A 17,953-nucleotide genomic window follows, 5' to 3' on the forward strand; every position below is an offset into this window, starting at 1 on the left:
CATGAATAAGTTTAATATTAAAGGGATTATTTTTGATTATGGTGGAACCTTAGACACTAACGGGGGCCACTGGGGAGCTGTTATCTGGTCGGGTTATGAAAAATATCAGGTTCCTGTAAATTTGAACGCTTTTCAGGAGGCCTATACCTACGCGGAACGTCAGATGGCTTTACAGCCTATCATTAAACCGCAGTTTAATTTTTTAGAAGTACTTGAAGCAAAGCTCAATGTACAATTTGATTATCTTATTGCTGCGGGGTACGACCTAGATCGGTCATTAGCTCATAAAATAGCCTTTGACGGTTATTCGCTGGCAAAGAATACAGTAGAGCAGGTAAAACCACTGTTAAATACACTTCATGCAAAATATCCAATTGTCATGGTGTCCAATTTTTATGGTAATTTAAAATCAGTACTTGACGATTTTGGTATTCTGCCTTATTTTCAGTCTGTTGTGGAGTCTGCTGTCGTCGGTGTACGCAAACCTGACTCTGCAATTTATGCTTTAGGTGTGACTAAAATAGGTCTTCCTGCGCAAGAGGTATTGGTTGTGGGTGATTCCTATAGTAAAGATATGGTACCTGCCAAAGCCGTTGGCTGCCAGACCTTATGGTTGAAAGGGCAGACTTGGGGCGAGGATAAATTGCAAGATACTTCAGCTGCAGACCAACAATTTACAAGTATCTTTGATTTAATCGACTTTGTTTAAATAAAGATTCTGACGAAATTCTTTAGGCGAGATTCCAACATTTCGCTTAAAGAATTTACCAAAAAAGGATTGATCCGAGAAGTGCAATTTCATCGCAATTTCTCCGATGGAAAGCCCCTGGCAAAGTAACGATTTTGCTTCCTCCACTAAGACGTTCTGAATAAGTTCTATTGCTGATTTTCCGGTTAGTTCTTTCGTAATTACGGATAGGTGTTTTGCTGTGATACCAAGTTCCATCGCATAAAATTGCACCATGTGTTCTTTATGAAACGACTTTTTTAGGAGCAAATGGAAATTGGCAAGTATCTCTCTTTTTCGAGAGGGAATAGCTGGTGTATTTCGCATATTTTGGCTTCCTAGACGGGCTATTTCGCAAAATAATATTTCCGTTAATGACTTTATGATCTGATTCTTGAAAAGATAGCTAGCCCCTTGTCGATCGTAATGAATAAACTGTTTAAATAAGTTGGATAAGTTCGTCGAATCTTGGTTCGATAGCGACCAGATGTAGCTGTCATTTAAGGCAAGAGACTTCTTGGTGACCTCGAAGAAATCCTCCTGAAAATCCAGTTTGAAGCTAAAATCCAGCGTAAAGAAAATCAAATAAACCTCACAATCCCAAGATTTGACGACCGAAGAGCCATTAACTCGCGAAGAAGGATTGGTCAACAATAGATGATTTTGAGCAACTTGTACCCGTTCATTATTAATGATGAAGGAAGTTTCACCTTTTTTTATTAAACAGAGCGAATAGAGCTCACCTTTTGATAAAATGTGCTGCTGCTCGGAACTAAAGACGGGTTTTGATTTGTTGCCTTTAAAATGAAAGACATAAAAGCCCTTGTGTTCAATGGAAGTTTCCTTTACAGACATGTTTATTTTACGATAAAATCAAAATAGGTTTTACGATAGGGTTCATCTTGCAAGGTGTAATGCCACCATTCCTTATCATAAGCTTTAAAGCCAAATTTAGCCATCGCTTCTTTTAAGATCTTTCGGTTCTCTTTCTGTTGGGCTGTCAGATTCGCGTACTGATGATGTGAGACTGCGCCGAAAAAATCAAAAGGTCCACCCATGTCAATCTCTTTTTGATCTTTTAAGCTAATGAGCGTTAGATCTACTGTACTGCCCCGGCTGTGGCCCGATTTGGAGGCAATAAAGCCTAGATTGAACAAATTTTTCTTATTGATAAGCGGGTAGAATTCTTTTTTTGCGATCGTATCATTGGTGTTTAAGGACCATGTTTTAAAGTTGTCAACAGCACGTTGCGGGCGGTAGGCGTCGAATATTTTCAAGCCAAGACCTTTTTTATTTAAATGGTTCTCGACCTGCTGTAGTGCTAGCGCTGCGCGTTTAGTTAAAATAGCGACTGGTTTTTCATAACCTTTAATCGGCCTTCCGGTGAAGTTGTGACTGCCGAAATAACGCATTTCTAAGCTTATCGTGGGGATAATGTCCTTGACGTATACAAAATCTGAAGGCATGATCTTTTCCTGCCCACGGAGGCAAAGTGTGAAAAGGCTTAAGCCACATGTAAGACACAAGTTGAATTTCATGGAATGAAGATACAACTTGTGTCTTAATTAATATAATAAAAACGGTGATTCTCGTCTGTATCAATAGGTATAAAACCCAGTTGGGTTTATTGAGCAATTTGCTACCAGTCCGATAGACATGCGCTTAGTGATCAGCTAATTTTTTTTTTCAGGTAATTGTATATTTCTATCTGTGAACGACATGGTGCCTCTTTATTCTCGACGTAATGATTGCTCAGGGAATTATTGAGTATCCGCGCTTTGACATTATCTTTGAGCTGGATTTGAAGCATTTCTTTTAAATCCTCCTTGATTTTTTTTACTTGTTATTTTTACTGCGGCTTCGATACGATGATCCAAGTTTCTTGTCATCCAGTCCGCTGAGGAAATAAATAGTTGCTCTCGACCAGCATTATAAAAATACATCACACGTGCATGCTCCAAATATTCATCTACGATTGAAATGGCGTTCATTTGCAATTTAAACGTTTTTTGATTTGTTGCACAGTAGATTCCCCGGATAATAAGATCTATTTTGACACCAGCTGTTGCTGCGTCATAGAGCTTTTTAATCATCTCTTTATCGCTGAGCGAATTTACCTTGACAATGATGTATGCTTTTCGGCCAGCCTTTGCTTCGGTAATTTCCTGGTCGATGTAGTGTAGAAGTTCTCTACGCATATCCGTTGGGCATATCAAAAGGCTTTTGCAATTTTTGATAATTTCAGCCGGATTTGATTTGGGACGTCTTAGGTAATTGAAAACCTTATTTATATCGGCAATAACGTCCCTATTACTCGTTAAGAGGCAATAGTCTCCGTATAATTTCGCCGTTTTTTCGTTGATATTTCCTGTGCTGACAAAACCATATTGGATCGTTTTCATCCCAATACGTTTTTTTATCACACATAGTTTTGCATGGACCTTTTTATTTGGGATACCGGTAAGTACTTTAATGCCTTCGAGTTCAAGTTTCTCTTTCCAGTCCAAATTGTTTTCTTCATCAAATCTTGCACGAAGTTCAAGCATCACAGTGACTTCCTTTCCATTGCGGGCTGCATTAATCAAGGCATTTGCAATTTTGGAATTGGAAGCTAAGCGATATGCTGTAATTTGGATCGTTTTTACATCGGGATCCATTGCTGCTTCCCGAAGTAAATCGATGATCGGTCTAAACTCATGATATGGAAAGGAGAGCAGCACATCTTTTTTTTAATATAGTATCCGTTACACGTTCGTAGTTTTTGAAATAAGGATGTGGAAAGGAGGTTCGTTCCAAGGGCTGATTGTAGGATTTAAACACATTGGGAAAATCCATGAAGTGTTTGAAGTTGTGTATTTTTTGTCCTGGAATGATGCTGTCTTTTTTTGAAAGGTTAAGTTTCTTGATCAGGAATTCTACCAATTTATGGTCCATCTCTTGATCAAAAATAAACCGGGTCGGTTTACCTTTTCTTCTGTTTTTTACCCCTTTGCTTATCTTCTCAACCAGCGTCGTGTTGATATCATTGTCAATGTCAAATTCGGCGTCTTTTGTTACTTTAAAGACATGTGCATTGAATACATCAAAACCGAAATAGGAAAATATTAATGGAAGATTAAACTTGATAACATCCTCCAAAAGTATAATATGCTTTTCATCTTTTGGCGAAGGTAATTGTACGAAGCGTCCATTTTGACTGGTCGGGATTTCGATGAGTGCAAATTTGGTTTCATACTGCCATTCCTGTTTTCCCATGGCAATACCCAAGTAAAGGCTCTTATCCCGAATATAGGGCATAGGTCTTACATCGTCCAATATCAAAGGAATGACGTTCGATTCCACCTCATCCTGATAATAGTCGCTCACAAACTTTTGTTGTTCGGGATTCAGTTCCTCACTGGTCTTAATATAGACATTCTGTTTGGCCATATCTTTTTGGATACGATTCCACGTACTATCAAATTTCTTTTGCTGCTTGATTACCCGGATATTGAGCTCTTCCAATATGAGCTGTGGGTCTTCGTAGAAGGATTGGTTGGCACTTTTGTCTTTCAGGTCTATAGCCCGTTTTAGACCTGCAACACGTACACGGAAAAATTCATCGAGGTTATTGGAAAATATACCTAAAAATTTGATTCTTAAGGGTAAAGGGACAGTCTCGTCCGCAGCTTCCTGAAGTACTCTGCCATTAAAGCTCAACCAACTAACGTCTCTAGGAATAAATTTTTTCGCCATAGCTAAATATACGTAAATTTAAAAAGCAAAACTATAGCTCTACAGGGGATAATCGAACTTTTTTGTGTTAAAGAATTATTAAGTTATTTTTTGTTCATGTGTGTAGATCGTAGTTTTAAAGGTGCATTTTTGCCACTGCTCTTCTTCTCTGGAAATAACCGCTACAAGGTGTTGCACTGCATGGTAAAAAAAATCCCCCAAAGGTCTATTCAGACTTTGAGGGATATGTCATTATGTTTGGTTTCGTCTATTTCTTCTTTCCGTACTTTTTGGAAATTTGAATCGCTTTGTATTTCGTCGTGTCAAAATGTGGCGTGTCAATTGACAAGCTTGTCGGATAAGGAGCACTTCGATCGAAGAAATACACGGTTGTTGTACTTCCGTAATCATTAACAGGCATTAAATCAAGACAGGCAGAATAATCCGCATTCAACAGGTCGCCTACAGTAACGGCATAAATGCGTATGATACCACCTTTATTTTGTTCATTTCTGACGAAAGCGACTTCCTTAAAACCTCCCGGTAGATCTTCAATACTTTTTTGATTGAAGCTATCTTTTAAAATAAAACCCAACAGCACTAAAATCGGTATGACCAAAAGCCATAGCCTTTTATTCTTCTTCATTAAAAATACTTAAATTGTAATTGTTATACCTAATAATTTGTAAAACTCTTTTAAAATTGCCTGGTGTCCTGGCCAAGCAGGAGAGGTGACCAAATTGCCGTCTACCACCGCTTGATCCGCAGGGATGTTTTTCCATGTGCCGCCCGCTAGTTCAATGTCGGGACCCACAGCAACATAAGCTGTCAATGTGCGACCTGCGAGTACTTTTGCAGCTGTCAGTACTTGGATGCCATGACATATTGCTGCCACAGGTTTATTGTGCTCAAAGAAGTGTCTCGTAATTTCCAAAACACGTTTGTTGAGTCGAATATATTCTGCCGATCGTCCTCCAGCAATATATAAACCGTCATAATCTTCGACATTGACCTGGTCGAAATCTTTATTGATTGCGAAATTGTGCCCGCGCAGTTCTTTATACGTCTGGTCACCAGTGAAATCATGCACTGCTGTGGGAACTACATCTCCGCTTTTGCGGTCCGGAGCAATTGCATCTACCGTTAATCCTATTGAACCCATTGCTTGAAATGGAACCATTGCTTCGTAATCTTCTACAAAGTCTCCTACAAGTAGTAATATTTTTTTTGCCATATCAAAAAACCTCTTTTAATAGGTTTTCAATTTACATATTAAATGAGGTATTCGCAACGATTATTTGTTAATCTTTTGTTAACCTTGCACGGATAATTTTTCGGCAAGCGCACGTTTTGTTTTACGTACTTTAGCTTCTAATTGACTTCTTAAAGTGGGATCGATAATACCTTTACCTTCTTCAAAGTTTTTGTGGAATTCAGGAAGAGAGAAGGAGTCTAATATATCGGCGCCATCCCAAGTTATCCGGTTCACTGCGGTGTTCAATACCGTGGCACCTCCCATCGGACCAGGTGCAGTAGCCAATAAGAAAACAGGCTTGCCATTGAATAATTTGCGGTTAGGAATACGCGAAACCCAGTCAACAATATTTTTGTAAGCTGTAGTATATGACCCATTGTGTTCGGCCAAAGAAATCAAAAGGAAATCTGCTGCGTCCATTTTAGCAGCAAAGTCATGCGCCAATTGTGGAATGCCCAACTCAACTTCTTTGTCGTAAGAATAGATAGGCATTTCAAAATGGTTTAAGTCTAGCAATTCGATGATATCGTCTGCTTCTTTATAGTATTTGGAAGTACTTGTGACGAATGTTTTGTTGATTGAATTTTTGTTGCTTGTTCCTGCAAATGCTAATATTTTCATCTTTATATCATTAATTTATGAGGTGTTGAATAGGGGCAAAACTACCCCATACTGACCTCGTTGTTACCTTTAGAAAATCATGATTTTCGCATGTTTTCGCTATGTTTTATTTTAAAATCTGGTCAAACTTACGATATAATTGCTGAATAAATGTCAATCAAATGTCTCTGTACGGCGTTCTAGCGTATTTATTGATGTAGATCAATAAAATTGAAACGTTCGTACATACCAAGCAGGCCTGTAAGTCCGCCAGTATGAATAACTAGCACCTGATCTGCGGGGGTAAAGTAGTCCTTTTTGATCAGATCATCTACGGCATAAAGTAATTTGCCGGTATAGGTGGGTTCAATCATGATTCCTGTAGCCGCTATAAAATGCTGAACAAAGGCGAGTAAGTCTGTATTGGATTTTGCATAACCACCAAAATGATAATCAAGATGTAAAATAGGAGGGGTGATGTCGGGGTAAAGTTGATCGACTTCCTCCTGAATAAAACCTCCATTTTTTAAAACAGGTATGCCGTGTACGCGGGTAAATAGATCTCGTTTTTCTATCGCATTGGCTATTCCAGCTAATGTTGTTCCTGTGCCGCAGGCGGTAAAAATATGCTGGTATTCATGTTGGAGTTCATCAACGAGTTCGGAGCAACCTTTTGCTCCTAGCATGCCGTAACCACCCTCGTGTATATAGAACGTCGTTGGATCCTGACCAAAATAGGTGTTGTATAAATTTTCTTTATCTCGGTAAGATTCGCGGTCGACGTAAATGAGCTGCATCCCAAAAAGGCGGCACATTGCTAAAACAGGGTTGTTAACCCCTTCTTCACCTCGAACAAAAGCGGTTGTTTTAAACTTAAAGGTAGCTCCGGCGCAAGCGGTAGCTAAAAGATGGTTGCTCCATGCTCCGCCAAATGTAACAAGATGATTTTTCTGAAGCTGCAGCGCTTCTTCCAGATTATATTTTAACTTTCGCCATTTATTGCCTGAAATAAACGGATGTATGAGGTCATCGCGCTTAAGTGTTACTTTAATATGCTTCTTCTCCCAGGCTGGGAGGCACAATTCAGTTTCGGGGCTATGGATTTTGAAGGGCAACATAACATTAAATGAAAACAAATTTAACGAAAATTGTTTCATTTGGTTTATTTTTGTAGCATGACAGAACAAATTGGATCGCAAGATCAGGAAGAACAAGAATTATTTGAGCATCTACGTATTGAGGTGGATAAGGGACAAGCATTACTCCGCATTGACAAATACCTGATGAACAGGGTGGAAAATGCGACGCGGAGCAAAATTCAGCATGCTATTGAAGCAGGTTCTGTCATGGTTAACGGTAAGGAGATCAAGGCGAGCTATAAGGTTAGACCTGATGATGTGATTACATTGGTGCTACCTGATCCACCACGGGATAATGAAGTTTATCCAGAAAACATTCCATTGGATATCAAATACGAGGATGACGACGTGCTGATTGTGAATAAAGAGGCGGGTATGGTCGTGCATCCAGGATATAATAATTATACGGGAACCTTGGTAAATGCATTAACGTATCATATCCAGCAGCTGCCGCAGTTACCAGGAAACTCCGATCGCCCAGGTTTAGTGCATCGAATCGATAAAGACACTTCCGGACTATTGGTTATTGCTAAAAATGAAAAATCAATGGCCTTTTTGGCAAAACAGTTTTTCGATCACAGCATTACCCGTAAATATATTGCATTAGTTTGGGGTGATTTAAAGGAGGACGGAACAATTACAGGTTATATTGGACGTCATCTAAAAGACAGACGCATCATGGCGATGTATGATGGTGAAGACAAACGGCGTTGGTCAGTGACACATTACAGCGTTTTGGAGCGATTGGGCTATGTTACTTTAATTGAATGTCAGTTAGAAACAGGGCGTACACACCAAATTCGTACGCATATGCAGTCTATTGGTCATCCGCTATTTAATGATGCAATGTATGGTGGAGATAAGATTTTAAAAGGTACCGTGTTTTCAAAGTACAAGCAGTTTGTGGATAACTGTTTTTCATTACTGCCGCGACAAGCACTTCATGCGCAGGTATTGGGATTTATCCATCCTACGACAAAAGAAAATATGTATTTCGAGGTACCATTTCCAGAAGATTTTCGTTTAGCTTTAGAAAAGTGGCGCGGATATGCGGCAAATTCAATGGCTATAGAAAATGATTAAAATTTAGAACAAAATTAAGATGCCAACAAACTATATCAATTTCAATGGCAGTGTAGTGCCGGAAGATCAGGAAATATTTAGCATTGAGAATAGAGGTTTCCGTTATGGGGATGGATTATTCGAAACGATGCTGTATAAGGATGGTGATATCCGCTTTCTAAATTTTCATGTCGAGCGTTTACAGAAAGGAATGGAGTTGATTCATTTGGATGATGCGAATCTATTCGATGAATTTTTTATTCGTTCGAGATCCGAAGAATTAATCCGTAAAAACAATATGTTGGGGCAGCAGGTTCGTATCCGATTGATCGTGTTTAGATCTGGAGGCGGATTGTATAGTCCAACGACTAATAAACCTGGTTTTGTTTTGCAGGTGCAGCGCATAGAACCTAATCTTCGCGATAAGAAGGTCGGTTTGATTGTAGGACTTTACAATGAATTCAAAAAACCGTATAGCGATCTTTCAAAGATTAAATCTTTAAATGCGCAGATTTACGTGTTAGCTGGCATCTATAAAAAGAAAATGGCTTTTGATGATGTATTGATTCTAAATCAGGAAGGCTATCTATGTGAATCCTTGATTTCAAATATCTTTGTCTATTATGAAAAGGTACTTTATACACCAGCGTTATCCGAAGGATGTATTGAAGGAGTAATGCGCCGGGTAGTCATGGACATGGCACAGGATGAAGGTATAGAGGTGGTTGAGGCACAGATAAGCCCCGAAATCATGAAACGGGCGGATGAGATTTTCTGTACCAATGCTGTACAGGGCGTACAATGGGTAATGGGCTATAAGCAAAAGCGCTATTTCAATAAGATATCGCGGATCTTGCAGGAAAAATTACAACATTGGAACTATGACGTCAGTGATGAACAGGACTAGAATAATTTGATTATACATACAAAAGGTCAGGATTTAATCCTGACCTTTTGTATGTATAATTCGCTCAGCCCATTGCTCAAAGGCATTTTTAAAGCTGCGAAGAAAATCTTTGGTTTTTTGTGATTCAATAGCCCCGTTGGGTCCAATACATGTTGTTATATTGCCCAAATAAGCTTCGGGTTGCTGCATGGTTAAGACATTGACGAAGACCAGCGATTGACGTAAATGGTGGTTGGCGCCAAAGCCACCGTAAACTCCCGTTGATGAAGAAATTATTGCGCCAGGTTTACCATCCCATTTATTTTTTCCATAGGGTCTTGAACCCACGTCAATCGCATTTTTTAAAACTGCAGGAATGGAACGATTATACTCTGCAGTAATAAAAAGTACAGCATCTAGGGACGCGACCTCTTTCCGAAATCGCACGTAGTTCGGAGGAGGATTTCCTACATCGTCAAAGTCCTGATTATATAAGGGAAGCTCGCTGATATCGATTATGCGATAGCCAAATTTAGATTCCTCTTGCTCAAGAATAAACTGCGCAATTTTTTTTGTTGTAAGATTCCTTTCGTAAGCTACCAACCAATATTCCTACGTTATATATACTCATTGTGATTAGTTCATTAAAGTCTGTATGATCTGAACAATTGATCCTATTAAAAAGTTTGCGGTTTTTTATCAATCATATCGTAATTAACCTGTTTAAAATGAGGTTCTTATTGCTGTGTTAACAAAAATTAACATTTGAACATTAATCTTTTGCACACTGTTTGTTGTCGTATTGTAAAGAAGAAATTACAAACTAGAGGGAGGAGCTACTTATGAAAAAATTGTTTTACGCGGCGGCGATTATTGCAGGCCTTTTTACAGCGGGAGCTGCACAAGCGCAAGTCAGTATTAGTGTCAATATTGGGAGTCAGCCAAGCTGGGGGCCAGCAGGGTATGATTATGCCCGCTATTATTATATTCCAGAATACAATATGTATTACGATGTACCAGCGAGATGTTACGTTTATTATGATAATGGCGGCTGGATAAGAAGAGCAAGTTTACCGAGGAGATATAGACATTACGATTTTTATCGGGCTCATAAAGTGGTTATTAACGATCGCACACCATGGCATCACCACGATCGGTATAGAAGCCGTTATGGCGGTTACCGTGGAAGACAAGTATCTATCCGTGACAACCACCACGGTGGTAGCGGGTATTCATTTGCCAGCGAGCGTAGGGTAAGGCGTGAACATTCATGGGGAGAAAGCCGTCGATACGATAGGGGAAATGGACATGGCAATAACCAGGGGCATGGAAACGGACATGGGCGTGGTAAGGGTCACGGAGGAAGACATAGAGATTAATCGAGTAGTTGAATAACATGATAAAAAAGGAATCTATATACATATAGGTTCCTTTTTTTTGGCCAGAAATAACACGTTGTTTGCATTCGTAGCTTTGGGTGCTTGCAGAATCATAAAGCTTTTAGTGTACATGCACAATAAATTAAATAACATAACAGCTTGATTAATGAAAAATATATTAATTTTGCGCTACACGGGACTGAGATCAGCTTATTTTAGGTGATTTTGAGTTTATGGGAAATAATTGTAATGTGTAAGTTAATTTTTGTGATGAGAAAACTGGTTAATTCGGGTGTTGTATGGGTAGGGTTAAGTATATCTATTTTTGGATTTTACTCCTGTAATCAAAGTGGGACAAATAAGGTGCAAAATGTGGGAGCTGTTGACTCTATGCCGCCAAAAAAGGATAGTTTGCTTGCTGTACAAGATTCGATAAGTAAAGTGGATTCGCTGCGTAAAGACACCATTACAAAAATGGAAGAAAATGTGGACTACAAAGGGACTAAAGATACGACCGTATTGTTGACTGATACTGTCTCTCCACGTTATATTTATCTCACTTTTGACGATGGCCCACTGAATGGAAGCCAGCACCTTGATTCCATTGCGACAGCGAAAGGCATCAAAATTAATGCTTTTCTGATTGGCAATCATGATAAAATGAGTAAAAAATTACACAGTTTTACAGAACGTTATAAGAATAATCCTTTAGTGGATTGTTACAACCACAGTTACTGGCATGCGCACAATAAATACAGTACTTTCTATTCGAATCCGCAGACGGCTTTTGAAGATTTTGAACTTGCTGAGCAATCGCTGGGATTAACACATAAAATAGTTCGCTTGCCGGGACGAAATATCTGGTATATCGGAGACCGTAAAAAGGTTGATTTGAAAAGTGGGGCTTCGACTGCCGAGTTACTACACCAGAATGGTTACAAAGTAATTGGTTGGGATTGTGAGTGGAAAATAAATGGTGTTACAGGGAAGCCAGACCTATCGGTGAATCAGTTGTATACCCAAATGAAGAATTTACTCCGTAAAGGTACCTCTTATACGAAAAACAATGTTGTGCTATTGACACATGACAATATGTATCAAACGAAAAAAGGACAGCGGTTGTTATCGGATTTGATCGATAGTCTTAAACAACATCCAAACTATCGTTTTGAATTTGTACGGAATTATCCGCAATAGTGATAGCTATCTCTCTAAATAATAAAGGCTTAAACAGGAGTGAACCCAAGTTTAAGCCTTTATTATTTAGACGAAAAGTCTAGTTTAATTTTGTTTACGGAGATATTTGGTCAGTATAACGATTGTTTGACCTTCAATCTTTCCTTCAATTTGTTCGATATTGTCTGCTACTAGTCGAATATTCTTAACCACGGTGCCTAAAGTCGCTTTTAAGGAGGAACCTTTCACGTCAAGCGTTTTTGTCAGAACAACAGTATCGCCCTCCAACAGTCGTTGCCCGATGCTATCTTCATGAAAAGAAACATAGCCATCATTTTCATGATCTCCAGTTTTCTTAGCTTCCAATAGTGTTTCATCGTCGAGATAGAGGATATCCAGTGCTTCAGACGCCCAGCCTTCATTTTTTAATCGGTTTAACATACGCCAGCATACAATTTGCACCGATGGATTTTCGGACCACATCGCATTTGGAAGGAATTTCCAGTCGTCTGGATTTAATTGCTCCGTTTTGTTGAGCTGATTGACCAATGTTTCTGAAATCAGTAAAGTATTGTCCAAATTTGATGTTATTTCCGGTGGTAATGTGTAGGCAATTAAAGTAGCATCTTCGCCTGTCAGCTCACATTTCCCGCCAGCTCTCGCTTGTAATTGTTCTTCTAATTTCATGTCAGTTTTTTTGAAAGCCCAAACTTAGCCAAATTTGCTTTGATGTGCAATGACGAATATCACGACTTAAGGAAATAATTCCCGTTTTTACTCTTATAAAGCATTGTTTTTGCTTATGACTTTCATTTGTTTGCCGGTAAATTTATTTATGGGATGCGGGCTATGAGGTAAAGTGAAGTAGATTTTTTCTTCAAATAAATTTACTTCATGTAGAACATTGGTACCGAATTTGTGTTTAACCAACATTAGAAAAGATTATTAACTGTAATATAGAAATACTATGAAATGGCAAGGAGGCAAGCAAAGTGGTAATTTTGAGGACCGTCGTGGAATGTCGGGGGGAGGAAAAATTGCTTTAGGAGGAATTGGTGGAATTATTGTTTTGGTCATTGGATTTTTGATGGGTGGAGATCCGATGCAACTCTTACAGCAAGCCCAAAATATGGGGGTGCAAACTGAACAGTCGGGACAGCCGCGTGAGTTAAATCCGGAGGAAAAAAGACTAACTGAATTTTCATTAACTGTGCTTCAGAGTACCGAGGATGTTTGGGCAAAGCTCTTTAAAGAGCAGATGCAGAAAAATTATACTCCTACAACACTCGTATTTTACGATGGGGGAACACAAACGGATGGTTGTGGTATGGGGCAGGCTTCTTACGGACCTTTTTATTGTCCGGGTGATCAAAAGATTTACCTGGATCTGAGCTTTAGTAAAGAACTGTCGGATAAATTCGGTGCAAAAGGAGAGTTTGCCATGGCGTATGTAATTGCGCATGAAGTCGGACATCATATCCAACAATTGGTGGGATTATTGCCAAAGACCAATCAAGCCCGTGGGAAACTGAGCGAGCGTGAAAATAACAGGATCTCCGTTATGACCGAGCTGCAAGCGGATTTTTATGCTGGTGTATGGGCGCATTACATCAATGAATTAACCGATATAAAAATTGATTATAATGATATAATGGACGGGATGAAAGCTGCAGCTGCTGTTGGTGATGATAAATTACAGACTGAAGCACAGGGCTATGCTGTTCCTGAGTCATTTACGCATGGTACATCCGCGCAACGTATGGAATGGTTTAAAAAAGGATATGATTCGGGGGATATGCGATCGGGCAATACCTTTGAAGATTCGAGTCTGAAATAAGGATCGTAATTCGAATGAAAAAACACCTGGCCCTGCATCATGTCCGGGTGTTTTTTTGTGGTATAGGCAATTTGCCTTTAGGGAACCAAGCCGTTTGGCAAATGCCGCGCTGGTCATATCAGATCATTACTGAACCAACAGATTACAACCACGAATATCACTTTGGTCAAAACGTCCCAATATTTCAAAAGAGCCGTCCTGATATACTTTACCTAAATCTTGGGTGGCTATAAATGAACAGGAGTAGCGATTGGCGAGGTCGATTACATTGATGCCGCCAGTTTTATTCAACGGAATCAGGCTTAAAGGATCATTAGTATCTCGGATCAGGATTTTCATCCATTTGGGAAGATAGAATATTCCCTGACCTGAAGAGTAGCCTTGTGAGAGTAATTCTGTCATGCCATATTCAGAATGGATACCATGCACAGAAAAGGCTTCTTCCAGGAGTTTATGGATTTCCTGTTTCACCATTTCCTTACGCTTACCTTTCATTCCGCCGGTTTCCATAATGATCAGTTCAGGAAATTCAAAGGCATATTGTTCAATGAAGTCGAGTAGGGCATACGTTACGCCAAAGAGGATGGTCTTTGTGCCTTTATTTTTGAGTTTAATAAGTGTATCGTAAAGCTCTTGGTGGTTATAGAGAAAATAATTGCTTTCCGGTTGCTCACTTTGTTTCATGAGATCATCAATCATATAGATCAACGACGAACCACTTCGCTCTAGGTAGGATGGGAGCAATGCAAGGACGGCGATGTTGCCGAGCGGACCATAAAAACTTTCGAAAATCTTCCGAAAAGTTCGCTCATATATACTTCGGTCAGCGACCAGATGTTTTGAGGTGACCATACCTGTTGTACCCGAACTCGAGAATACGATTTCAGCCTCCATCCCTTCAGCAATAACCTGTTGGGTCTTAAAAAATTCGATGGGCATGAAAGGAATATCGGTATAGTGCTGAATAAGGTGTTTTTCTCGTCCAAGGAGCCTGATATAGTCACGATAAACTTTGCAATGCTGGCTTTGGAATTGGTAGGTATCTAAACAATGCTGATTAAAATCATCCTCGGTTTTAATGTCAAAAAAATCCTTCCAGTTCGTCATAGCATTTAAAAATTTGATGGACAAAATTAACTAAAATTTGGAAAAGAAAACCGTTAATTGTGGCGTGCATAGGTGTTTCGTAGAAATAGATCAGGATAGGCCGTGAAATAGAACTAGAGAACAGGCTTAGGTCAAGTTTTCTTAACTCAACCTAAGCCTGTTTATTTTATAACATACCACCATCAACGGGAAGAACCTGTCCGGTTACGTATGCTGATAAATCAGATGCTAAATAAAGACATGCATTGGCAACGTCTTCTGGTTCGCCAGCACGTTTCAAAGGAATTCCGGCTTCCCATCCAGCCACAACTTTAGGATCCAGTACGTCAGTCATTTCGGTACGTATAAAACCTGGAGCAACTACGTTTGCACGGATATTACGAGAACCTAATTCTTTAGCGATAGATTTTGTGAACCCGATAATACCAGCTTTTGATGCGGCATAATTTGCCTGACCAGCATTTCCTTGAACTCCAACAACTGAAGACATATTGATAAATGAACCTTTACGGTTTTTCATCATAATTTTCGAAGCGGCTTTTGTAACGTTAAAGACAGATTTTAAGTTGACATTTAATACATCATCCCAATTCTCTTCGGTCATACGCATTAACAAGCCGTCTTTTGTGATACCGGCATTATTTACAACGATATCTAATCCTCCAAAATCGGCAACGATCGCGTTGATTAATTGTTCTGCTTCTTCGAATTTTGAAGCGTCAGAGCGATAACCAATCACTTTGGTGCCGAAAGCCTGAAGCTCCTGTTCCAGTGCCTGTCCTTTTTCGACAGAAGAAAGATATGTAAAAGCGACGTTAGCACCATGTTGTGCAAACACTTCCGCAATTTTCCTTCCGATTCCTTTTGATGCTCCTGTTACTAAAGCAATTTTTCCTTCAAGTATTTTCATCTGTATAAGTTATTTGTTCTTCAATTATGCACACTCAGGCATTTATGTCCATTTTCCACGCGCTGTCTTTCTCTCACAGCCCGTCTGTTACTGGAATTCAATACGAAACATGAACTCGTTTCCATTTGGTTTATCTTGGTTATGGCACAGTGCTTATGTTTTTTCGATGCCGTCGTATTAGCGAATAAATGATCTTGTTTTTTAGCTATTGTGTACACTAATGCCTTTCGATGTTCTGCAAAAATGTTAAAACTATATTATAACACAAAATCTTTCGATAAATAACGGTTTAAAATAGAAAAACATTGTGTGCTGACCTTGTGTTTATCTTGGAGTGGAGGAGTATTTTCAGGAAGCAATTTTAGAATTTTACGGTAAGCGATCGCTCACTTAGGATTATTTTAATAAATCAATGGTATTTTTGAATAAGTGGTTCTAAAAAGTACAGTTTTTTGACAAAAGACTTGGACGTTTACCAAAAACTATATTAAATTTGCATCAATCACAAAAACATGAGCAAAAAATCAAATAAAGAAGTTGACGTTGTTCTGATCGGCGCCGGTATTATGAGTGCTACTTTGGGTACTCTAATCAATGAATTAAGCCCAGACGTTAATATTGAAATTCTTGAGCGTTTGGATGTTGTGGCTGCTGAAAGTTCTGACGCTTGGAATAATGCTGGCACGGGTCACTCTGCCTTATGCGAGTTAAATTATACCCCCGAACAGAAAGATGGTTCTGTAAAGATTGATAAAGCAGTTAAAATTGCTGAGCAATTTGAAGTGTCTAAGCAATTTTGGTCCTACCTCGTTGATAAAGGCATTATTGCCCAACCTGAAAATTTTATCCGTAGTATTCCACACATGAGTGCGGTTTTTGGTGAAAAAGATGCTAAATTCCTAAAGACAAGATGGGAAACATTGACGACCCAAAACTTGTTCAAAGGGATGGAGTATACCGAAGATACGGCATTGTTGAAATCGTGGATTCCATTGATGATGGAAGGACGCGAGGCCGACGAAAAAATCGCTGCAACAAAAATGGATCTGGGCACTGATGTTAATTTTGGGTCGTTGACACGTGATTTGATCGCTAATCTCGAAAATAAAGAAAATATTTCGATCTCCTTAAACCATGAAGTAATCGACATCGAACGTGAAGACGATGGCCGTTGGGAAGTGGAGGTCAAAGATTTAAAGACAGGAACAAAGAGAGAAATAAAAGCAAAGTTTGTATTTATTGGGGCCGGGGGCCACTCGTTGTTGTTGTTGGAAAAATCTGGAATACCCGAAGCGAAAGGCTATGGCGGATTTCCTGTAGGGGGCCAATGGCTACGTTGTGTAAATGAAGAGATCATTAATACACATCATGCGAAAGTGTATGGAAAAGCTTCTGTTGGAGCTCCTCCAATGTCTGTACCGCACTTAGATACACGTTATATTGATGGCAAACAAGCGTTATTGTTTGGACCATATGCAGGTTTCTCAACTAAATTCTTAAAACAAGGGTCTTACTTCGATTTACCTGCTTCTATCAAATTGTCCAATATCCGCCCGATGTTATCAGCCGGACTTGACAACTTACCTTTGACGAAGTATCTTATTACTGAAGTCATGAAGTCACCAAAAGATAAACTAGAGTCTTTAAAACAATTTATGCCTACAGCTAAATTGGAGGACTGGGTTATCGAGAAAGCAGGACAACGTGTTCAGGTCATCAAGAAAGATGAGAAGAAAGGTGGAATTTTAGAATTTGGTACAGAGGTCGTTTCTAGTGCAGATGGTTCTATTGCTGCGCTATTAGGAGCTTCTCCTGGAGCTTCGACTTCAGTTGCTATCATGATCAGCCTATTGAAGAGATGTTTCCCTGAACGTGCGAAATCAGATGAATACCGTAAAAAACTACGTGAAATGATTCCTTCACACGGGAAATCATTGAACGATGATGCGCAACTATGTAAAGAAACGCGTACGCGTACGCACAAAGCGTTGAAATTGATTGATATAGAATAATCAATTCGACAGAAAATATACTTATGGGGTGCTTGGAATGACCATGGTCATTCTCGGCTGAGATTATACCCAATAAAAGCGATTGTACCTCCTTGTACGATCGCTTTTATATACCTGATCCAGGTAATGCTGGCGTAGGGATTTAATTT

General features: G+C 39.3%; 20 protein-coding genes. 7 read left to right on the top strand and 13 right to left on the bottom strand.

Annotated features, from left to right (window positions below):
• Position 1 precedes the first annotated feature (1 nt).
• Positions 2-709: an HAD family hydrolase gene (locus BV902_RS10770; protein ID WP_075991928.1), complete on the top strand. Its 708-nt coding sequence runs from the start codon at positions 2-4 to the stop codon at positions 707-709.
• On the opposite strand, the gene BV902_RS10775 is transcribed toward BV902_RS10770, so the two are convergent.
• The 9 genes from BV902_RS10775 to BV902_RS10805 form a co-directional block, all read right to left on the bottom strand.
• Complete coding sequence (locus tag BV902_RS10775) at positions 692-1,582, bottom strand: AraC family transcriptional regulator (RefSeq protein WP_075991929.1); 891 nt, start codon at positions 1,580-1,582, stop codon at positions 692-694. The two genes, BV902_RS10770 and BV902_RS10775, sit on opposite strands and share 18 nt — an antisense overlap.
• Before the next feature lie 2 nt (positions 1,583-1,584).
• Positions 1,585-2,193 carry a M15 family metallopeptidase gene (locus BV902_RS10780; protein WP_075991930.1) on the bottom strand — a complete coding sequence of 203 codons (609 nt, stop codon included), beginning with the start codon at positions 2,191-2,193 and terminating at the stop codon, positions 1,585-1,587.
• Positions 2,194-2,396: 203 nt separating this feature from the next.
• The gene (locus BV902_RS28670; protein WP_216640456.1) at positions 2,397-2,537 is read right to left on the bottom strand and encodes a hypothetical protein; all 141 of its coding nucleotides are present in this window, start codon (positions 2,535-2,537) and stop codon (positions 2,397-2,399) included.
• Entirely contained in the window at positions 2,512-3,447 is a 936-nt protein-coding gene (locus BV902_RS27715) for a phospholipase D-like domain-containing protein (RefSeq protein ID WP_216640457.1), read from the bottom strand. Before BV902_RS27715 ends, BV902_RS28670 begins: the two co-directional genes overlap by 26 nt.
• Positions 3,422-4,462: a hypothetical protein gene (locus BV902_RS27720; protein WP_216640458.1), complete on the bottom strand. Its 1,041-nt coding sequence runs from the start codon at positions 4,460-4,462 to the stop codon at positions 3,422-3,424. Before BV902_RS27720 ends, BV902_RS27715 begins: the two co-directional genes overlap by 26 nt.
• A gap of 247 nt (positions 4,463-4,709) precedes the next feature.
• The gene (locus tag BV902_RS10790) at positions 4,710-5,087 is read right to left on the bottom strand and encodes a hypothetical protein (protein WP_075991931.1); all 378 of its coding nucleotides are present in this window, start codon (positions 5,085-5,087) and stop codon (positions 4,710-4,712) included.
• Between the two features lie 9 nt (positions 5,088-5,096).
• Positions 5,097-5,675 (bottom strand): DJ-1/PfpI family protein, encoded by a 579-nt coding sequence (locus tag BV902_RS10795; RefSeq protein WP_075991932.1) that lies wholly within the window; start codon positions 5,673-5,675, stop codon positions 5,097-5,099.
• Positions 5,676-5,753: 78 nt separating this feature from the next.
• Positions 5,754-6,317, bottom strand: a complete 564-nt coding sequence (locus BV902_RS10800; RefSeq protein WP_075991933.1) for an NADPH-dependent FMN reductase — start codon at positions 6,315-6,317, stop codon at positions 5,754-5,756.
• Positions 6,318-6,505: 188 nt separating this feature from the next.
• Entirely contained in the window at positions 6,506-7,453 is a 948-nt protein-coding gene (locus tag BV902_RS10805; protein WP_075991934.1) for a 1-aminocyclopropane-1-carboxylate deaminase/D-cysteine desulfhydrase, read from the bottom strand.
• Positions 7,454-7,471: 18 nt separating this feature from the next.
• On the opposite strand from BV902_RS10805, the gene BV902_RS10810 reads away from it, so the two are divergent.
• On the top strand, positions 7,472-8,518 hold the full coding sequence (locus tag BV902_RS10810) for an RluA family pseudouridine synthase (RefSeq protein ID WP_075991935.1): 1,047 nt from the start codon (positions 7,472-7,474) through the stop codon (positions 8,516-8,518).
• Between the two features lie 19 nt (positions 8,519-8,537).
• The gene (locus tag BV902_RS10815; RefSeq protein WP_075991936.1) at positions 8,538-9,404 is read left to right on the top strand and encodes an aminotransferase class IV; all 867 of its coding nucleotides are present in this window, start codon (positions 8,538-8,540) and stop codon (positions 9,402-9,404) included.
• 33 nt (positions 9,405-9,437) lie between these two features.
• Here the strand turns inward: BV902_RS10815 and BV902_RS10820 are convergent, their stop codons facing one another.
• The gene (locus tag BV902_RS10820; protein WP_237242095.1) at positions 9,438-9,986 is read right to left on the bottom strand and encodes an NADPH-dependent FMN reductase; all 549 of its coding nucleotides are present in this window, start codon (positions 9,984-9,986) and stop codon (positions 9,438-9,440) included.
• Between the two features lie 239 nt (positions 9,987-10,225).
• On the opposite strand from BV902_RS10820, the gene BV902_RS10825 reads away from it, so the two are divergent.
• Positions 10,226-10,762 (top strand): hypothetical protein, encoded by a 537-nt coding sequence (locus BV902_RS10825; protein ID WP_075991937.1) that lies wholly within the window; start codon positions 10,226-10,228, stop codon positions 10,760-10,762.
• 270 nt (positions 10,763-11,032) lie between these two features.
• Positions 11,033-11,959: a polysaccharide deacetylase family protein gene (locus tag BV902_RS10830; RefSeq protein ID WP_075991938.1), complete on the top strand. Its 927-nt coding sequence runs from the start codon at positions 11,033-11,035 to the stop codon at positions 11,957-11,959.
• A gap of 84 nt (positions 11,960-12,043) precedes the next feature.
• Here the strand turns inward: BV902_RS10830 and BV902_RS10835 are convergent, their stop codons facing one another.
• Positions 12,044-12,625, bottom strand: a complete 582-nt coding sequence (locus BV902_RS10835; RefSeq protein WP_075991939.1) for a PhnA domain-containing protein — start codon at positions 12,623-12,625, stop codon at positions 12,044-12,046.
• Between the two features lie 280 nt (positions 12,626-12,905).
• Between BV902_RS10835 and ypfJ the strand changes: the two genes are divergently transcribed.
• Positions 12,906-13,775, top strand: coding sequence for a KPN_02809 family neutral zinc metallopeptidase (gene ypfJ, locus BV902_RS10840; RefSeq protein WP_075991940.1), 870 nt, complete (start codon positions 12,906-12,908; stop codon positions 13,773-13,775).
• Positions 13,776-13,901: 126 nt separating this feature from the next.
• On the opposite strand, the gene BV902_RS10845 is transcribed toward ypfJ, so the two are convergent.
• Together BV902_RS10845 and fabG are read right to left on the bottom strand one after the other, a co-directional pair.
• Positions 13,902-14,882, bottom strand: coding sequence for an acyl transferase (locus BV902_RS10845; RefSeq protein WP_075991941.1), 981 nt, complete (start codon positions 14,880-14,882; stop codon positions 13,902-13,904).
• A 166-nt stretch (positions 14,883-15,048) separates the two neighbouring features.
• Positions 15,049-15,792 (bottom strand): 3-oxoacyl-[acyl-carrier-protein] reductase, encoded by a 744-nt coding sequence (gene fabG / locus BV902_RS10850; protein ID WP_075991942.1) that lies wholly within the window; start codon positions 15,790-15,792, stop codon positions 15,049-15,051.
• A gap of 512 nt (positions 15,793-16,304) precedes the next feature.
• On the opposite strand from fabG, the gene BV902_RS10855 reads away from it, so the two are divergent.
• A complete protein-coding gene (locus BV902_RS10855; protein WP_075991943.1) occupies positions 16,305-17,804 on the top strand; it encodes a malate:quinone oxidoreductase in 1,500 nt (499 codons plus the stop codon).
• Positions 17,805-17,953: the final 149 nt, after the last annotated feature.

This window comes from Sphingobacterium sp. B29 (genome assembly GCF_001952815.1).
GTDB classification, from domain to species: Bacteria; Bacteroidota; Bacteroidia; order Sphingobacteriales; family Sphingobacteriaceae; genus Sphingobacterium; species Sphingobacterium siyangense.